The sequence below is a fragment of the Methylobacterium sp. WL12 genome (assembly GCF_008039475.1).
Lineage (GTDB): Bacteria > Pseudomonadota > Alphaproteobacteria > Rhizobiales > Beijerinckiaceae > Methylobacterium > Methylobacterium cerastii.
Genome location: NZ_VRUW01000024.1, coordinates 19805 through 37155, shown reverse-complemented (window position 1 = coordinate 37155; position 17351 = coordinate 19805). Strand labels below are relative to the sequence as shown.

Here is a 17351-nt window from a genome sequence, read left to right as displayed (position 1 = left end):
CGGTGCTGTCGCGGTAAACCGAGGGCCTACGGGGACGGGACGGTGCCGAGTTGGCGCAGAAGGGTGAGGTTGTCCTCGATGTGCCAGTTGGCGGCGATGCGCCCGTCGACGACGCGGTAGATGTCGGTGGCTATGAACACGACCGGCTCCCCCCGGCCCTGGCGTCCCTCGAACGTGCCGGTGAAATGGCCGCGCAGGCGCAGGTGCAGCACGGCCCGGTCGCCCGCCACGATCATCTGCTCGACATCGCAGGTGAGGTCCGGGACCGCCTTGCGAAAACCCTCCGAGGCGAGGAGTGGTCCGGCCGGACCTTGCACACGGCCGGGCGGCAGCGTCTCGTCGATGAAGTCGTCGGACAGCGCCGCCCGCGCATAGGCCGGGTCGCCGGTGTTCCAGAAGGTGGCGTAGCGCCGGGCCGCCAGCACCACGGCCTCGCGCTGCCGCGGTGCCTGGCCGGGATCGACGACCAACACGCCGGGCGAGACGAGCGTCTCCGCGGCGACGGGGCTGGCCGCCAGGACGACTGCCAAGACGGCGAAACGAAGCGATGGGCTCATCGGGTGGTCTCCTGAATCCGTGCCGTCGGTCCCCGATCGCGGAAGGCGACCTCGATCAACATGCCGCCCGGGGCGTGCAGGAAGACGCGGCGCTCGCCGATCTCGGGAAGCTCCATCCGGCTGTAGGGGATGCCGTGGTCGTCGAGGCGCCGGCGGAAGGCGTCATGGTCGTCGCGCAGGAAGGCGACATGGTCGATGCCCTCGGCCGACGCGACCGGATCGTGCGTGCGGGCGCGTGCCGGGATGAGGTGCACGACCGGTTCCCCGTCAGCGTAGAGCCAGTGGCCGGGAAAATCGAAAGCCGGGCGGAAGCCGTCGCGCAGGTCGAAGACGTTCGCGAAGAAGCGACGGTGGCCTTTCAGGTCGCGGGTGCGCAGCGTGGCGTGGTCGAGGCGCATGGAGGGTCCTTCACGCGATGGTGCCGCCGCCGTCCACGGTGACGGTCGAGCCGGTGGCGAAGGGGTTCGTGGCCACGAACAGGATGGCCTGGGCGATGTCGTCGGGCTGCCCGATCCGGCGGGCCGGCAGCTGCGCCGCACGACGCTCGAACATCGCCTGCCGGTCGGCCGCATCCATCCGCGCGTAGAGCGGCGTGTCCACCAGCCCCGGCGACACCGTGTTGACTCGGACCGGCGCCCGCTCAAGAGCAAGGCCGCGGGCGAGGGCATCGAGCGCGGCATTGATCGCCCCCTGCAGCACGGCGGCGGGACCGGGACGTTGGCTGAGGTAGCCGGACACGAAGGTCAGCGAGCCGCCCTCGACGATCTTTGCGGACCGGGCGATGCGATAGGCGCCCCAGAACTTTGAATCCATCGCCGACCTGGCGTCCGCCAACGGGAGCTCGGCGACCGATCCGGTCCTCGTGGTGGCCGCGGCGACCACCACATGATCGAAAGGCCCCCGACCGCCGAAAAAGGCTTCGACCGCAGCCTCGTCAGTGAAATCGAGCGCGGCCGCCTCCGCCACTGCGGTCCGAGCAGCCTCGTCGAGCTTCGCGCCCTGACGGCCCGCAGCGACGACGCGCGCACCGTTCCGCGTGAAGAGCCGCGCGGTGGCCAAGCCGATCCCGCCGGCGGCGCCGACGACGAGGACTGTTCTTCCACTCAGGTTCGAGGGCATCGCGTTGGTCTCCACTTAGCCATCCCGGGGGAGCGTCCCCGTTCGTCACCACGAAATAACCGTTGCGCTCGGGCAGATAAGCCGGGTTATGATTGAGGCACTGTTGAACGTAGGTTGAGTATCGATGCTCGACGATCTGAACGAACTGCGCACCTTTCGTCGGATCGCGTCGCTCGGCAGCTTGACGGCGGCCGCACGCGATCTCGGGGTCGGTCTCGCGGTGGTGAGCAAGCGCCTGACGACGCTCGAACGCAGGGCCGGCGTGAGGTTGATCCAGCGCACCACGCGCAGACTCTCGATGACCGACGAGGGCCAAGCCCTCCTCGTGCAGGTTGAGCAGGCACTGGACGCCATCGAAGCCGCCGAGGAGCGCATTGCGACCGGGCGCGACGAGCCGATGGGATTACTGCGGGTCGGCGCACCGGTCTCGTTCGGTCGGCGGCACGTGGCGCCGATCCTGGGCCGCCTCGCAGCACGCCACCCCCGCCTTGATGTCGACCTGAGGCTCGACGACCGCGTTACCGACCTCATCGGCGAGCGCATCGAGGTGGCCATCCGCATCGGCCCGCCGCGCGACAGCACGATGATCATGCGTCGGCTAGCCGAAAACCGACGTATCCTGGTCGCGGCGCCTGCCTACCTGGATAGGCATGGACGCCCCTCGAAGCCCGAAGACCTCGTGGGCTTGGAAGGCTTGAGCTACGGCGATGCGACGCTTCCGTGGCGCTTGCTCGGATTAAATGGCGTCGAGACGGACATCCGCCTCAGGATACGTCTTCGCTCGGACAGTGGCGACGCGGTTCACGATTGGGCTCTTGCAGGAGCAGGCATCATGCTGAAGTCCGCTTTGGACCTCGCCTCTGACCTCGCTGCGAACCGGTTGGAGCGGGTGCTCCCGGACTATGCGAGCGCGCCATCGCCGGTCTACGCCCTGTTCGCGTCCGGCCATTCGCTGTCGACGAGAGCCCGGGCGTTCGTCGATGCGATGATCGTCGAACTGACCGACTTCGGGAGCCCATCGGCTATCTCACCCCGCCAGGACGCTCTGGGAGCTCGTTTGTCGAAGCCCTGATCGAGGCAGATTCGGTCCGCTTGGGCTTCGAAGCGATGAGCTTGTGTCTCTTCCGAAGAGGGTGGCGGACTCCTACTCCTAAAAGCGGGTGGAAGTCGGCAATGCGTCAAAGATCGAGCGTGACGCTGACGCGAGCTCGGGAGACGCATGGGGTCATCCGGTCCTGTCGGCTCGCCACCGGCAGCACGACGTCGCGGTGGATCACCACGCCGTCTCGGTAGCCGCAGGTGCAGGTCCCGCACACGCCAAGCTCGCAGGAAGAGGCGGTCGCCAGTCCGTGGTCGCGCAGCACCTGAAGCAGCGAGCGGTCGGCCGGCACGTGTAGCACCGCGCCGGTCGAGGCAATGGTCGCGTCGAAAGGCTCCGGTTTGAAGTTCTCGTCTAGGGTCGCCTGGAACACCTCGCTGTGGATTTGCGCGTCCGGCCAGCCCGCGGCGCTCAAGGCTGCCCGAACGACGTCGAGCAGGCGCTGGGGGCCGCAGGCGTAGACGTGGGTGCCGTCCCGGGGCGGGCCGATCTCGGCCGGTTCGAACCGGCGGCCCTCCGAAGTAAACCATTCGCGCAGGTGTCTGCCGCAGACAGCGCGGAGCTCGTTGAGGAGCGGTGCTTGCTCGGGCGATGGCGCGCAATCGTGAAGGACGAAGCGTCGGCCATCAGTCGCAAGTTGGCGCGCCATGGCTACGAAGGGCGTTACCCCGATGCCGCCGGCGACGAAGATGTGCTCGCTAGCCACGTCCACGAGGGGGAAGTTGTTGCGAGGCGCCGAGACGTGGGCGACGGCGCCGGGCAAGAGGTTCTCATGCGCCCAGGCTGAACCGCCCCTGCCCGCATCCTCGCGCTTGACTGCAATCTCGTACGCCGTGCGGTCGGCCGGATCACCACAGAGCGAGTATTGGCGCACGCGCCCGTCCGGGAGCCGGAGATCAACGTGGGCACCGGGATCCCAGGCCGGAAGCTCCGGGCGTTGCGGGTGAACCAGACGAAGGTGAAGAACCGCGGGCGTTGTCGGCCGGGCCGACGCCACCTTTAGCTTCATGATCATACGAGCAGTCATGGTGTTCAGTCCGCGGTCCCGTCGAGGAGGCCGATTGGATCGCCGGGGCGGATCATGCCGCCGCGTTCGATGCTGCAGTTCAGTCCGGAGCGGTTGTACAGCGGCAGAAACACCGGGGACCCGAGCAGTTCCTCAAGGTACTTGCAGGGGAAGTTCAGTCGGCCACCCCGGAGGATTACCTCCCCAACCCGGAAGCGGCGGCCGACGAGGTGGTTCAGCGGTACGCCCCGGACTGTCAGGTTGCGGCGGTGGTCGACCGGGAGAAGCTGAATCGGCCCGCCTTGGAGCGGCGGGTCGTTGCGCACGAGGGCATCGAGGGCCTCCTGCTCGATAAGCGTCACCTCGCGCACGTCGGGCTTCGGCGAGTAGGTGCCGGTCCCGAAGAAGTAGCGGTCGCCGACGATGCCCCTGCCGGCTACGCAGGTCGCCTCGTGCAACTCCTCCATCTCATAGCTCGCCGCGGGGGCGATGTGGATGTGGAGCAACGTGCCGCTCCACGCCATGGCGCCCCCCGGCACCTCTACGGCTACCGATCCGGCGGGATGCGCGAAGGCGTCGACCATGGCAGGTCTAGCGTCGAGAGCGGCGTCAGAGTTCATGCCGAGGCACCCGTCGCGAGGGCGATGGCCTCAATCTCAACGAGGACGTCGCGTGGTAGCCGTGCGACCTCGACGGTCGAGCGGGCGGGCGGTGCCTCGGGAAAGTGCTCGGCGTAGACGCCGTTCATCGCGGCGAAGTCGTCCATGTTCTTGAGGAACACGGTCGTCTTGGCTATAGAGGCAAGGCTCGCACCGCCCGCTGCTAGCACCGCCGCGAGGTTGGCGAGCGATTGCCGGGTTTGGTCCTCGACACTGTCGGGGATGGCGCCGGTCGCCGGATCAATGGGTAGCTGGCCAGAGGCGAAGACCAAGTCTCCGACCCGCGTGCCCTGCGCATAGGGCCCAACCGCCTTCGCAGCCCCATCGGTGCTGAGTACCGCCCTGTCAGTCATCGATTTTTGCTCTGCCATTTTAGGTGTGAGTCTCAGATCGCCATCTATCGTGGACGAAATTCCATCATAATGGAACCTTCGTGGGCGAGGATGCTGTTTTGTCAGGCTCTCGTGATGTCGAGATGCCGGGTCTCGGCGGCAACCATCGTGGCGACGAAGCTCACGACAGCGAGGGCGATGAGGTAGAGGGCAATCGGCCAGGTCGCGCCCGCCCAGGCGAGTAGCCCGGTGGCAATGATGGGCGCGAAGCCTCCCGAGATGGCCGCCGCGACCTGGCAGCCCAGGGAGGCGCCGCTGTAGCGGGTGCGCGTCCCGAACAGCTCCGGCATGAAGGCCGCCTGCGGCCCGAACATCATTGCGTGGGTCAGGCTCATGATCACCGCGATGGTGAGCACTACGGTGGTCGGGTCGCGGGTGTCGAGGAGGCTGAAGAGCACGAGCGCGCAGCAAGCGCTGACGGCCGAGCCCACGAAGTACATCGGCCGCCGCCCGACCTTGTCCGAGAGCCATCCGAACAGCGGCATGGTGACGAGTTCGAGGGCTGCCGCCAGCAGGATCGCGTTGAGGATCAGTGAGCGGGGTAGCTCAAGGGTCTTGGTCGCGTAGACGATCGAGAACACGGTTAGGATGTAGACCCAGGCGACCTCCGAGACCTTGAGGCCGACCGCGACAAGGAAGGTGTGCGGCTGCTTCATAATGACGTCCAGGAGGGGCATGTGCGCGACCGCGGCCTCCTCCTTGACCCGGGCAAAAGCGGGGGTTTCGACGAGGCGCAGTCGCACGAACAGACCAATGCCGATCAGGAACGCGCTGGCCAGGAATGGCAGCCGCCAGCCCCAGGACAGGAAGTCTGCCTCGGGCAGGCTCGTCAGCCACAGGAAGGTAGCGGTCGAAGCAGCGATCCCGATGGGGAAGCCGACCTGAACAAGGCTGCCGTATAGGCCTCGCCGGTGCTCGGGAGCGTGCTCGATCACCATCAGGACGGCGCCGCCCCACTCGCCGCCGATGCCGATGCCCTGCAGCAGCCGGAGGGCGACGAGGAGGACTGGTGCCCACAGGCCGATCTGCGCGTAGGTGGGCAGGCACCCGATCAGGAAGGTGCCGACGCCCATGATCAGCATAGTCAGGGTCAGCATCGCCTTGCGGCCGAGCCGGTCGCCGTAATGACCGAAGATCGCGCCGCCGAGCGGGCGTGCCACGAAGCCGACCGCGTAGGACGCGAAGGCCGCCAGCGTGCCGGCGACGGGGTCGAGGCTTGGGAAGAACAGCTTGTTGAACACCAGGGCGGCGGCGGTGCCGTAGATCAGAAAATCGTACCACTCGATGATGGTGCCGAGCATGCTGGCCAGGATGATCTGGCGCATCTGCCGGTCGTCGGCGGACGCGGCTCGGACGTTCAACGCGGCGACTGCTGGAGTGCTGGTCATGACGTAGCCCGCCTCTCTCTTCAGAGTGGAATGAATTCCACTATCGGGGAGGCAAGAGGTGTGCCATGCTGACTGCGCCCGATGCTTGGCGCGGCTGGTGCAAGCCTTCGCTCTGAATAGGGTGGAACGACCCGAGACCTATTCGGGGCAGTGAGCGCCTCAGCGAAGCCGGGACGCGTCGATGACCAAAAAGTATTCGCAGGGTCCGGAGCCAATGTTGGTGAAGGCGTGGCCGGCGTCGGCCTCGAAATACAGGCTGTCACCCGCGTTCGCCACGAGGATCCGATCGCCAATGACCGCCTGCAGCCGTCCCTTGAGGACGTAGATGTATTCGGACACGCCCCTACGGTGCGCTACGAACTCGCCCGTGCTCGCCCTTGGCGGGAGGGTGTTGAGCACCCAGTCGATACCGCGCCCCGGCAGGACCGGCGACAGACACCGGCGCAGGAAGCCGGAGGCGTCGTCGCGTAGGACCGGCTGGCGCGAGGCGGGGATCAACAGGACCTCGCGCTCGGTTTCCGGCGCCATCAAGCGTGAGAAGGTTACGCCTAGGGCCTCGGCGAGGCGGGACAGCACGGCCGTCGAGGGCACCGCCTCGCCCCGCTCGATCTTCGAGATCATCGAGCGGCTGACGCCGGACAGGGACGCGAGCGCCTCAAGGGACAGGTCGCGCTGCCTGCGGTGGAGGCGCACTTCGTCCGCCAGGATCGAAAGTTGGGAGCGCGCCTCGCTCTCGATCTGCTCCCGCCGCACCGTCGTTCGAACTGTCATTCCGTCCTGTCCAGCCTGAAGGTCGAAGGTCCTGCGCTAAGACCCGTCCGACGATCTAGAGGAGAATACCATGCGAGACCGGGACGCACCCGCGCGCATCGGCATCATCGTTTATCCGGGCATCGAGCCCATCGATCTCGGCGGGACAGTCGGCGTCCTGTCCATGGCCCGGCGCATCCTGCCGAACCTCGCCGACGCCGTGATCGCGGCCGAGCCGGGACCGGTCCAAATGGCGGGTGGCCTAGCCGTCACGGTGCCCTTCGGCGTGACTGACGCCCCGGATTGCGACGTGTTCGTGGTCTGCGGTGGTCCCGGCTGGCCGCAGGCGTCGGAAGATGCCCGCCTCCTCGCCTTCCTGCGCGGCCGGCGGCCCGAGACACTCGCCTCCGTCTGCACGGGCGCCCTGATTCTTGCGGCGGCCGGCAGCCTCGACAAGCGCATGGCTACGACCCGCCGCGCGGCCGTCGGGGCCGAAACCGTCGCCCCCCTCGACCTGCTGTCCGCGAAAGCCGAGGGCGTCACCGCCCGAGTCGCCGCAATCGTCGACGATGTGGTGGTCACTGGTGGCGGTGTCTCGCTCGCCATCGACACCACCCTGTACCTGATCGGGAAGATCTACGGCCGGAATGCCTGCGAGGACGTAGCACGACTGATCGAGTACGACCGAGCTCTGACGGCGAACGAGAATGCCCTCGGCATAATCACAACCCGTGATTTCACCTATGGCTAGAGTTCGGAATCCGACGCTGGGCACCCGCAGCGGGAGGCTGCTTACGACCCAACCTCTCCAAATCAGGTAATCCAGATCGTTCACAATAGCGGACGTCCAGCCCCTTGGTCCTCGATGAACATGGAAGCAGAATACATTGGGAGCGAAATCAATGTCCAATGAACGGCGTAAGTTTCTTGGAATGCTGATTGGATGAAAACTGCCAGCAACACGCCGTAGGATTAAGTGGACATATAATAAATTGTCGTTGGTAGGTAGGAAGCTAGATCAGGACATCGTGCGGTGCGTCACCACATCGGCCAAGAGCTTACCATCCACCGAGGCGCTCAGAAGCGCACGATGCCGGCATCCCGCATCATCCTGTGCTGCGAACAACCGCACGGTGATGTCGTCACCTACCTCGATGTTCGCGTTGAACCGCGCTTGACGCCTTTTGGTCGAGAACTGGCCCGACCGTTTGCCGATGAAACGCCACTCAGCCCTATCCACCGCGGCGATGAAGCTGCTGAAATATAGAAGGCCGGCACCGTTGAAGTCCAAATGTGGGCACATCGTGATTGGTGTTGTGCCCAACTCATTCTCATCGACCCACACATCGTGGGCCAACGTCTCATGACAACGATACGCTGGCTGCGATGACACGGTCCCCAGGGAGGGTTCCGCGCTTCCGGTACCCTCGATCCTGACACGGGTGATGGAGCGGTTCATGCCTTCGGCCTGACGCCTGACGAACACGGACGTCATCTCCACATCCGCGATCAACCGGTCCCGACACGCGGCGAAGTGGCGACTGACGACCCGGGTCTCCGAGAGGTGCGTGATCGTCGAGCGTACATCCAAGCTGTCGTTCTCCCGAACGCCGCCAAGGTCGCCACCATGCAGCGAGATGTTTCGGAACGCGGCGTAGATGGGCTGGTCGCCCACGGAACCGAACCCGGTCGCCGCCCTGCCGTAGGCCTTGGCGATCAAGTTCCAGTGACGATGTCCGAGCTCCTTCCAGAGCCAATTTTCCGAGAGGCCGTTCGGGCTTAGGTGCGGCATGCCCAGGACGTAGCTGGACGCTTCCGAGAGGGGCGAGCCGGCACCGGCCAACCGCATGTGCAAAGTCATCGACCTTCTCCGTTGCGGAAGGCGGGGCCGGGTGGCGGTAGCTGTTGAGACTGAACCACCCGGCCCCTATCGAAGCGGAGTCCTTGGGAAGGATTTTCACTTCGATTACGGTCACGTCCCCCCTACCTCAGGTGAGGGTGATTGGGGGCGCGAATGCCGGAATCAATACTTGCGGACGAGACTGACGGGCATCGGTTCGGCTGCCTTCGGCGCGCTGTATAGCGGGGCGATGAGACGGATGAAGCCGTCGGTGGATTCGGTGCCGCGGGTCCGGACTGCGACGTCGCGGGCGACCATCAATTGCGCCGTGAAGGGCCCGAAATCATAGCCGACCAGGCCGCCGACCGCGAAGCGCCCTGCCCGGGTGTAGCCCTGCGCGGTGGCCCGCGCGAAGTCGCGACCGCCGAGAGGCAGGTCCGTCACCCCGTAGGCGACCGCGCCGACTTCGAACTTGCCGAACTTCTTGGTGGCCGTGAGGTCGAGCAGGAGGGCGTCGGCAAGGTATAGGGGACCGATGGCACGACCGACCGGCCCCTCGAACCGACCGGGCGAGTCGTAGAAGTTATGGGTCAGGTTGGCCGTGAGGTTCCAGCCATCGCCCGTGTAGCTTGCCGCGAAGCCTTGGCGGTAGGTGTTCGACGAAAATTGCGTCAGGCCACGACCGGCATCAAGATCGTTCAGGTGAACCGCCGCCAAGTAGCTGACGCCGAAGTTGTTTCCCAGGTCCCATGCGAAGATCGATCCGACAAGGGTTCCGACATTGACCGAGAAGTCTCGGTTCGGCACGCCAGCCGGATTATTGAGGAAGCCGAACACCGTGGGCTGTGCGAGCAATGGCTCGACGTTGGCGCCGAACAACTTGAAGCCTGTCGACCAGACCAGGACAGGCACGTTGATCGCGGTATCGGTCGAGAACCGGGTGTCGTTCCGGCGGTAGATGAAGGTGTCGATGGCGTAGATGCCCTCGGGGAGCGGCGCACCGACGGCGAGGCCGACCTGCTCACCCGGAATGGTGGTGGATTGCGCGAACGAGGCGGTCGCGCTGAGGGTGATTGCGGCGAACGCTCCTGCCGCGGCTGCGAACTTCTTCAACATCATCAATCCCCTGCTCGGAACTTCATCGGGCAGCCGCACCCGTCCGCCGGAAGCATCGGCGATGGCGGCGTATCGGCAATTTTAGTAGTTGTTTATTTTGATTGATCGGATCTGCACTCAATTTGTATGCATATCCAACAATTATTATATTCTAAGTCTTCAGTCTTCGTAGTCTACTCAATTTTGCTTGGCAGATGCTTGGATTGACGCCTTGTTGCAGGGATAGCACAGGCACACCGTCGTCGGAGAAGTCCCATGGGCTTCGAGGTTGAGCGAGATCGGAGCCGTTGCACCCGACATGCTGGCCGGTGCCATCCGGGCTATCGTCGAGGCCAGCCTCAGACCGCGAACTTCAGGGCGAACCGCTCGGTGCCGAGGCGCTGCTGGATCGCATGGACGACGTGTTCGGCATCGCGGCCGACCGCGCCGAAACGCCCGGACCCCCAGGTGTTCAGCCACGGCAGCCCGATGAAGTAGATCCCCTCCTCGTTCGTGACGCCGCGCCTGTGCTTCGGGCTGCCCGAACCGTTGAACACGGAGGCGTCGAGCCAGCGGAAGTCCGGCGAAAAGCCGATGCACCAGACCACCGACGTGATGCCGGACCCTTCAAGGGCGAGGCTGGTGATCGACTCGCCCGGCTCCCAGACCGGCGCGTAGTGTTCCTGCTCCGGGGCCTCAATGCCCTTCTCGGCAATGTACTTGTCGATAGCCGCGTTGATGCCGTTGTAGGTCCGGTCGGCGCTGTCGAGCGAACGCTTGAGGTCGTCGCGGAAGCGCAGGCTGCCGTCCCGGTAGTCCTCCATCAGGCCGTAGAGCTTCATGCCCTCGGTGGCGAAGCGGCGCAGGTCGATGTCGCGGCCGCCGTCACGGCCGGTGACGTAGTGGTTGGTGTTGTCGCGGACGCCGTCTCGCAGCGGATGGTTGTCGACGGTCATCTCGTAGTAGCCCATGTCGGCAAGCCAGGTGACGACGTCGCGGCCGCGGTAGAACCGGGCGCAGCGGGGTGCGTCGCCGACCGCGAGGTGCACCTTGCGACCTGCCAGATGCAGATCCTCGGCGATCTGCGCGCCGGACTGTCCGGAGCCGACGACCAGGACTTCGCCCTCGGGCAATTGGGCTGCGTTGCGGTACTGGTTCGAGTGGATCTGCGTGACGGAGCCCGGCAGCTTCTCGGCCATGCGCGGGATGATCGGCGTGTGGTAGCCGCCCGAGGCCACGACGATCTCGTCGGCGGTGTAGTCGCCCTCCGAGGTCTGGACCGAGAAGATGCCGTCTTCCTGCCGCTCGACACGGGTAACCGAGACGCCCTCGCGTATCGGCGGGTTCACCTTGGCGACAAAGGCCTTGAGATACGCGACGATCTCGTCCTTTCGCATGAACCCGTCCGGCTCCGGCCCATCGTAGGGATGGCCTGGCAGGTCGCACTGCCAGTTCGGCGTGACGAGGCAGAACGTGTCCCAGCGCTGCGTCGACCAGGTGTGGGCCGCCGTGTTCTTCTCGAAGACAAGGTGCTCGATTCCGCGCTGCTTGAGGTGGTAGCTGACCGAGAGGCCGGCCTGGCCGCCGCCGACGACGGCAACGGGAACGTGACGGGGGGTGGACGTCATGGCTCTCACTCCGTGAGTTCGCAGAAAGGGGGGCGGTTCAGGGCTCGAAGGTCTCGACCATGACCCGACCATCGGAAGGTTGGAGCTTCGCGGCGGCCTCGATCCGGGCGAGTTGGTCCAGGGCGGACGAGCAGGCGAAGCCGTACTTCTCGCGTACGCGCTCGCTCGCGATGTTGAGGGCGGTGCGGGTCTTCTCGACAAACTCGTCGACGGCGTAGCTCTCGCCCGGCACGAGGAAGTCCTTCACGACGAGGGACGGCGAGTAGCAGGCCTCGCGCCGACCGTCGGGCCAGCGGACGTGGAAGTGCATCTCAGGCATGGGTCGGCTCCTGTCGCATGCGGGCGCAGCCCGCGTAGGCATCGAGGTGGCGCTCGGCGCAGGCCCGCCAGGAATGGGCGGCGGCCCGTGCGAAGCCCGCGAGCCTCAGGCGGTCGTGCGTCTCCGGCACGAGTGCGATTGCCATGGCTCGGGCGATGTCGTCGGGGGCGGCCGGATCGACGAACAGTGCGTCACCCTCGGCGAGGTATTCGGTGAAGGGCGGTCGGTGCGAGACGACGACCGGGGTGCCGCAGGCCATCGCCTCCAGCACGCACAGGCCGAACCCTTCCTTCAGCGAAGGAAACGCCAGCACGTCGGCGATACGGTAGAGGGCCGGTATATCGGCCTGCGGAACCGGACCGGTCTCGATCACGGTACCGCTTGCCCCAGCCGCCAGGCCATTGGCGGTTAGGGCCGCATGGCATCGCGCGCGGTAGGCGGCGTGATCGAAAAGCGAGGCTCCCCCGGCGATGACGAGCTGGGCCCCGGGATGGCGCTCACGCAAGCGCGCGAACGCCTCGATGATGCCGAGGGTGTTCTTGCGCGCCTCGAAGCCGCCGATGGCTAGGACAATGGGACCGTCGCTCAACCCCCAGCGCCGCCGTACGGCGGCATCCTGCAGGTCAGGCGTGGGTTGGTAGGCCGCCATGTCGACGCCGTTGCCGACGACCTCAGGCATCCCACCGAAGTCCGAACGGACCTGGTCGGTCCAGCCCTGACTGACGCAGAGGATGCGCCGAGCCTCCTGGATCGAGCGATCCTGCCAATCGGCAAGCTGCGGGTCGGCGAATGTATCCAAGTGGTGGACCGTCCGAACGAAACCCGGAATCAGACGCCGATGCTTCAGGGTGGCGAGCGCGTTGCCGCCGATGCCGTCGTGGGCGTGGAAGACATCGAAGTCACAGGCCGCCGGCGACCCAAAATGAACGAGGTAGTCGTTGATGCGCGTCCGCACGAGCTCGACCGTGTCACCGGCAACCGTGCGGGCGGAGACGGAAACCGTGGGGCAAGCGGCGGCCCGGAAGAAACCACGGCCGGACGGGTCAGGCGCGTGGACCACCGCCTCGTGCCCGAGGGCGCACAGAGCTTCGGCCAGGGCGAGGCAATGGGCGACGCCGCCCCGCGGGTTGGTGGAGTGGGTAAGCAGGGCGATGCGCAGACCGGTCATGCCGAGGCCTCCGCTTCATCCCGGCCGCAGCCGATGAGGGGGCTGGCGACGAAATCCCAGACCACGGCCTCCTCGCCTCCGGCATCGCGGATGCGCGCGACCCGGCTCGCATCGACGGTTCCGATGGTCGCGGCCGTGATGCCCCGCGCGGCGAAACGGTCGAGCACGGCCGGGGTGTCGGCGGGGCGGATGCTGAGGAGGTAGCCGTAGCTTGGGAAGGCGGTGAGCCAGCGCGCCATCGGAACGTCGTCGGGCCGTGGGATCGCGTCGAGGTCGATGACGGCGCCGACCTTCGAGCATTCGAGCAGCATCAGTGCCGTGCCGACGACGCCCGCCATGCTGATATCCTTGGCCGCGCGGCAAAGGCCGTCCTCCGCGAGCCCTGGCAGCAGGGCGAGGTCGCCGCGCAGGCGCTCGCCTGGCGACCCGGTCGAGGCGTCCCAGTAGGGATGCGGATCGCGGAAGCGACCGCGCAGGTCGATGGCGGCGACGAGGTCGTCGCCCGGTGCCGCATCGAAGCTCGTCAGCAGGCGGGGACCGGCGCGGCCGAGCACGGCGACCGCCAGGTTCTCGGTCTCCGAACGCGTGTTCGTGTGGCCGCCGACGACCGGCACGCCGTAGAGCGCGGCGGCGTCAGACAGGCCGGCCAGGATCGGGTCCGCCGCCGCCGCGTCCCGGCTCCACAGGGCGTCGACGACCGCGAGCGGGCGCCCGCCCATGGCCGCCACGTCGCTGAGGTTCACCATGATCCCGCAATAACCGGCGAAGTAGGGATCGGCCGAGACGAAGCTGTCGATGAAGCCCTCGATGGCGAAGAGCAGGTGTCCATCCCCATCGGGGATGGCGGCGCAATCGTCTCCGACCGGCACCGCATCATGCCGTGAGCCCAGTCCGAGGCGCGTGACGACGGCATCGATGTCGCGCTTGTGGGCGACGCCCCGTGCATCCCGGATCTGGCCGGCCAGGGTCTTGATGTCGACGGCCGCGGTCATCACGCCGCCCTGCGGAACGTGACGAGCCCGTGCTCAGGGTCGTGCATCGGCGGGTAGGCGGCGAGATCGGCCTGCATCAGGTGGTGAAGGCGACCATGGAGTTCCACCGCATCGAGGCTCGCCCAGTGCAGGGCCTCGAACAGCGGCACGTTCCGGTCCTGCACGTGCGCCAGGAAGCGCGTGCATCCCCGTGCATGGGCCGACGCGACCGCGACCTGGATCAGCCCGGCCCCGAGCGCCGCCGTGCCGCGGAAGGCTTTGGCAACGGCCAGTCGCGAGCCCCACCACTCGCCAGGACGTTCCGCTACCTCATGGATGCGCACGGTGCCGACGACGGCATCGGCATCCCCGCCGAGGGTGGAGAGGGCGCAGATCGGGATCGCGTGCCCGTCGATGGCATCACGGTCGTCATCCGCGAAGATGGCTTGCTCCGTGCAGAACACCTGTCGGCGCAGGGCGCCGCAGGCGCGCCGCTCCCAGGCGGAAGTGGCGAACTTCACCCGGAAATGGCTTGGGCGGTACGGCGCGACGGGTTCGAGGATCATGCCGCCACCCCCGTACGCTCGTAAGTGGAGAGGGCCGAACAGGCGCCGCAGCGACCGCAGCCGGCCTTGATGTCGGTGGAGCGCAGGTTCGCCCGACCCAGCATCTCGGACAGGGGCTGCAGGATCGCGTGCATGAAATCCGGCGACGGGGCCGGGTGGCTCTCCAGCGGCGTGCCGGAGATCGGCACGAAGGGCACGACGAAGGGGTAGACGCCCATCCCGACTAGACGCTCGGCCATGGCGAGGATCGCCTCCGGCGCATCGCCGAGACCGGCGAGGATGTAGGTCGAGACCTGGCCCCGCCCGAAGACCGGCACGGCCGCCGCGAAGGCGTCGTAGTAGCGCTCCAGCGGCACGCTCGCCTTGCCGGGCATGATCCGGTCACGGACCTCGGGGGTGACGGCCTCCAGGTGCATGCCGAGCGCGTCGACGCCCGACGCCTTCATGCGTTCGAACCAGCGGTCGTCGTCCGGCGGCTCGCACTGCGCCTGGATCGGCAGGTCCACCGCGGCCTTCACCGCAAACGCACTCTCGCAGAGGATGGCGGCGCCGCGGTCGGTGGCGTTCGGGGTGCCCGTGGTCATCACCATGTGCTTGACGCCGTCCAGCAGAACGGCGGCGCGGGCGACCTCGGCGAGCTGCTCAGGGGTCTTGCGGGCTACGGTGCGGCCGGCGGCGAGGGACTGGCCGATGGAGCAGAACTGGCAGGTCTTGGTTCGGCTGGCGTAGCGGATGCAGGTCTGCAGCACTGTTGTCGCGAGCACGTCGCGTCCGTGCATCACCGCGATCTTCGAGTACGGCACCCCGTCGAAGGTCGAGAGGGCGTAGAAGCGCGGCTTGCCCGGGAAGGTCGCCCGGCCGATCACCGCGCCTTCGTGCTCGATGACCGAGACCCCGTCGAGGTCCGGTCGGCGTACCAGGAAGGGCGAGTCGAACGCGGTCTCGGTGTGGACCGGCACCATCACGGTGCGGCCCGCGATGGTCATCGCCTTATGGTCGGAGGGACCGGCGCCGCCGCGCCGGCTCGGGGCACCGGCGCGGCTGTCGGCGAGCCTAACGCCGTAGGACTGCAACGCGTTGATCAGGCGTTCCGTCGGCATCCCGACCAGGCCCGCCATGCCCGGCGGAAGCGTGGGAAGGCTCGTCGGAAGCGGGGAACTGCTCATGGTCGAGGCTCCGATATTGATGTTGCGAACGGATCGGCTGGTGCACGAACGAGGCCGGGCGGTCGTCGTGGAGAAGGCTGAGGAGTTCCGGACGGGCGTAGTGGCCGACCGAGTCCATCATCCGCTTGCGCTTGGTCACCAGCGCGAGGTCCATGTCGGCGACGAGGATGCCCTCTCCGGTGCCGAGCGGGTCGGCGAGGTGCTTGCCCTCGGGCGAGACGATGGCGGTGCAGTTGCCACCCCGGCAGGCCCCGCGGAGGCGCTCATCCGGGCAGACCTGCGCCACCTGCTCGTCGGTGAGCCAGCCCGTGGCGTTGACGACGAAGCAGGCCGCCTCCAGGGCGTGATGGCGGATCGTCACCTCCATCTGGTCGGCGAAGATCTGACCGACCAGCGAGCCCGGGAACTGCGCGGCGTGGATCTCTTCGTGCCGGGCCATCAGGGCGTAGCGGGCAAGCGGGTTGTAGTGCTCCCAGCAGGCCAGCGCCCCGACGCGCCCGACCGCGGTGTCGACCACCGTGAGGCCGGCGCCATCGCCTTGACCCCAGATCATGCGCTCGTGGTAGGTCGGGGTGATCTTGCGGCGCTTGAGCTTCAGGGTGCCATCGGCGTCGAAGACGAGCTGCGCGTTGTAGAGCGAGCCGTGGTCGCGCTCGTTGACGCCGAGCACGATGACGACGCCGTGCCGGCGCGCGGCGGCCGAGACCGCCTGGGTGACGGGGCCCGGCACCGCCACGGCACGCTCGTAGAGGCGCAGGTGCTCCGCGCCCTGCAGGGCCGGCGGCAGCACGAACGAGAAGTACGGGTAGTACGGCACGAAGGTCTCGGGGAAGACCATGAAGCGCGCACCCTTGGCGGCGGCCTCGTCGATGGCGTTCAGCACCCGTTCCAGGGTGCCCTCCGGCCGGTCGAGATCGGGCGCGATCTGGACGGCGGCGGCCCGCACGATCCGGTTCTCTGACATGGATGATCCTCCGGCGGTGACGGCGGCCGCGTCGCGCGCGGCCGCCGGATGCGACGTCCCGGTCGATGGGCCGAGGGCCCGTTCAGACGGTCCAGGTGTCGATGATCACCGCGTTGTCGCGCTTGTGCAGGAGCATGCAGTCGAGGACGTCGAGGGGGTTGATCATGCGGATGCCCTCGATGAAGGCGGCCTCGCCGTGGCCGTAGAGGGCCTGGGTCGAGAACCGGCAGGCGTAGACCTTGCCGCCCTCGGCCATGAACTTCTCAAGCTGGTTGTTGAAGTTCAGGTGGCCCGGGAAGGCCTCGTCGCCGAGCCGCGGAAAGCCGCGCTGGACACCGAGGGTGATGCCGGGGCCGTAGAGCAGGATCGAGGTCTCGAAGCCCTTGCGCTGCAGGCGGGTGGCCTGGAGCAGGTTCACGAGGCCGATGGAGCCCTCGAAGGCGACGGTGTGGAAGGTGACCAGCGCCTTCTGGCCTGGCTCGGCCTTCACGTCCTCGAAGACCTTCTCCTCGTAGTCGACCAGGAAGTCGCCCTTCTTATGGGGTTCGCGATTCACTGCGGGCATGGATCTCACTCCGTGATGGGTTGGACCGCGTCGACCGAAGCCTCGGGTGGTCACAGCCCGTCATGGCAAGCGACGTGCCAACAAAGGCCGATCAACAAG

Annotated in this window: 20 protein-coding genes; 2 read left to right on the top strand and 18 right to left on the bottom strand. The window is 67.0% G+C overall.

From position 1 onward, the window contains the following. Positions 1-26: 26 nt before the first annotated feature. From FV226_RS11690 to FV226_RS11680, 3 genes are read right to left on the bottom strand one after another with little or no spacing between them, the layout of a single operon-like run. Positions 27-557, bottom strand: a complete 531-nt coding sequence (locus tag FV226_RS11690) for an ester cyclase (RefSeq protein ID WP_147763042.1) — start codon at positions 555-557, stop codon at positions 27-29. Further along, positions 554-955: a VOC family protein gene (locus tag FV226_RS11685; RefSeq protein WP_147763041.1), complete on the bottom strand. Its 402-nt coding sequence runs from the start codon at positions 953-955 to the stop codon at positions 554-556. Before FV226_RS11685 ends, FV226_RS11690 begins: the two co-directional genes overlap by 4 nt. A gap of 10 nt (positions 956-965) precedes the next feature. Beyond that, complete coding sequence (locus FV226_RS11680) at positions 966-1676, bottom strand: SDR family oxidoreductase (protein WP_147763064.1); 711 nt, start codon at positions 1674-1676, stop codon at positions 966-968. 124 nt (positions 1677-1800) lie between these two features. Between FV226_RS11680 and FV226_RS11675 the strand changes: the two genes are divergently transcribed. After that, a complete protein-coding gene (locus FV226_RS11675) occupies positions 1801-2748 on the top strand; it encodes a LysR family transcriptional regulator (RefSeq protein WP_147763040.1) in 948 nt (315 codons plus the stop codon). Positions 2749-2854: 106 nt separating this feature from the next. Here the strand turns inward: FV226_RS11675 and FV226_RS11670 are convergent, their stop codons facing one another. From FV226_RS11670 to FV226_RS11650, 5 genes are all read right to left on the bottom strand, one after another. Beyond that, positions 2855-3790: a PDR/VanB family oxidoreductase gene (locus tag FV226_RS11670; protein ID WP_348644100.1), complete on the bottom strand. Its 936-nt coding sequence runs from the start codon at positions 3788-3790 to the stop codon at positions 2855-2857. Between the two features lie 17 nt (positions 3791-3807). After that, entirely contained in the window at positions 3808-4365 is a 558-nt protein-coding gene (locus FV226_RS11665; protein WP_147763038.1) for an MOSC domain-containing protein, read from the bottom strand. A 32-nt stretch (positions 4366-4397) separates the two neighbouring features. Next, positions 4398-4793, bottom strand: a complete 396-nt coding sequence (locus FV226_RS11660; RefSeq protein ID WP_147763037.1) for a Rid family detoxifying hydrolase — start codon at positions 4791-4793, stop codon at positions 4398-4400. A 101-nt stretch (positions 4794-4894) separates the two neighbouring features. Further along, on the bottom strand, positions 4895-6157 hold the full coding sequence (locus FV226_RS11655) for an MFS transporter (RefSeq protein ID WP_246691574.1): 1263 nt from the start codon (positions 6155-6157) through the stop codon (positions 4895-4897). A gap of 222 nt (positions 6158-6379) precedes the next feature. Next, the gene (locus tag FV226_RS11650) at positions 6380-6973 is read right to left on the bottom strand and encodes an XRE family transcriptional regulator (protein ID WP_246691571.1); all 594 of its coding nucleotides are present in this window, start codon (positions 6971-6973) and stop codon (positions 6380-6382) included. Between the two features lie 88 nt (positions 6974-7061). Between FV226_RS11650 and FV226_RS11645 the strand changes: the two genes are divergently transcribed. After that, a complete protein-coding gene (locus FV226_RS11645) occupies positions 7062-7721 on the top strand; it encodes a DJ-1/PfpI family protein (RefSeq protein WP_147763035.1) in 660 nt (219 codons plus the stop codon). Positions 7722-7988: 267 nt separating this feature from the next. On the opposite strand, the gene FV226_RS11640 is transcribed toward FV226_RS11645, so the two are convergent. The 10 genes from FV226_RS11640 to FV226_RS11595 form a co-directional block, all read right to left on the bottom strand. Beyond that, complete coding sequence (locus tag FV226_RS11640; RefSeq protein WP_147763034.1) at positions 7989-8831, bottom strand: Pnap_2097 family protein; 843 nt, start codon at positions 8829-8831, stop codon at positions 7989-7991. Positions 8832-8993: 162 nt separating this feature from the next. Beyond that, positions 8994-9929, bottom strand: a complete 936-nt coding sequence (locus FV226_RS11635) for a transporter (RefSeq protein WP_187278739.1) — start codon at positions 9927-9929, stop codon at positions 8994-8996. Positions 9930-10264: 335 nt separating this feature from the next. Then, positions 10265-11533 carry an MSMEG_0569 family flavin-dependent oxidoreductase gene (locus tag FV226_RS11630; protein ID WP_147763033.1) on the bottom strand — a complete coding sequence of 423 codons (1269 nt, stop codon included), beginning with the start codon at positions 11531-11533 and terminating at the stop codon, positions 10265-10267. A 37-nt stretch (positions 11534-11570) separates the two neighbouring features. Next, complete coding sequence (locus FV226_RS11625; RefSeq protein ID WP_147763032.1) at positions 11571-11852, bottom strand: MSMEG_0570 family nitrogen starvation response protein; 282 nt, start codon at positions 11850-11852, stop codon at positions 11571-11573. Then, entirely contained in the window at positions 11845-13020 is a 1176-nt protein-coding gene (locus tag FV226_RS11620; protein ID WP_147763031.1) for an MSMEG_0565 family glycosyltransferase, read from the bottom strand. The genes FV226_RS11625 and FV226_RS11620 overlap by 8 nt, the downstream gene beginning before the upstream one ends. After that, positions 13017-14012 carry a sll0787 family AIR synthase-like protein gene (locus tag FV226_RS11615; protein WP_147763030.1) on the bottom strand — a complete coding sequence of 332 codons (996 nt, stop codon included), beginning with the start codon at positions 14010-14012 and terminating at the stop codon, positions 13017-13019. Before FV226_RS11615 ends, FV226_RS11620 begins: the two co-directional genes overlap by 4 nt. Beyond that, positions 14012-14557, bottom strand: coding sequence for an MSMEG_0567/Sll0786 family nitrogen starvation N-acetyltransferase (locus FV226_RS11610; protein WP_147763029.1), 546 nt, complete (start codon positions 14555-14557; stop codon positions 14012-14014). Before FV226_RS11610 ends, FV226_RS11615 begins: the two co-directional genes overlap by 1 nt. Continuing rightward, positions 14554-15657 carry an MSMEG_0568 family radical SAM protein gene (locus tag FV226_RS11605; RefSeq protein WP_147763062.1) on the bottom strand — a complete coding sequence of 368 codons (1104 nt, stop codon included), beginning with the start codon at positions 15655-15657 and terminating at the stop codon, positions 14554-14556. The genes FV226_RS11610 and FV226_RS11605 overlap by 4 nt, the downstream gene beginning before the upstream one ends. Beyond that, positions 15611-16687 carry a Nit6803 family nitrilase gene (locus FV226_RS11600; protein WP_147750248.1) on the bottom strand — a complete coding sequence of 359 codons (1077 nt, stop codon included), beginning with the start codon at positions 16685-16687 and terminating at the stop codon, positions 15611-15613. The genes FV226_RS11605 and FV226_RS11600 overlap by 47 nt, the downstream gene beginning before the upstream one ends. An 82-nt stretch (positions 16688-16769) precedes the next feature. After that, the gene (locus FV226_RS11595) at positions 16770-17252 is read right to left on the bottom strand and encodes an MSMEG_0572/Sll0783 family nitrogen starvation response protein (RefSeq protein WP_056167628.1); all 483 of its coding nucleotides are present in this window, start codon (positions 17250-17252) and stop codon (positions 16770-16772) included. Positions 17253-17351 lie beyond the last annotated feature (99 nt).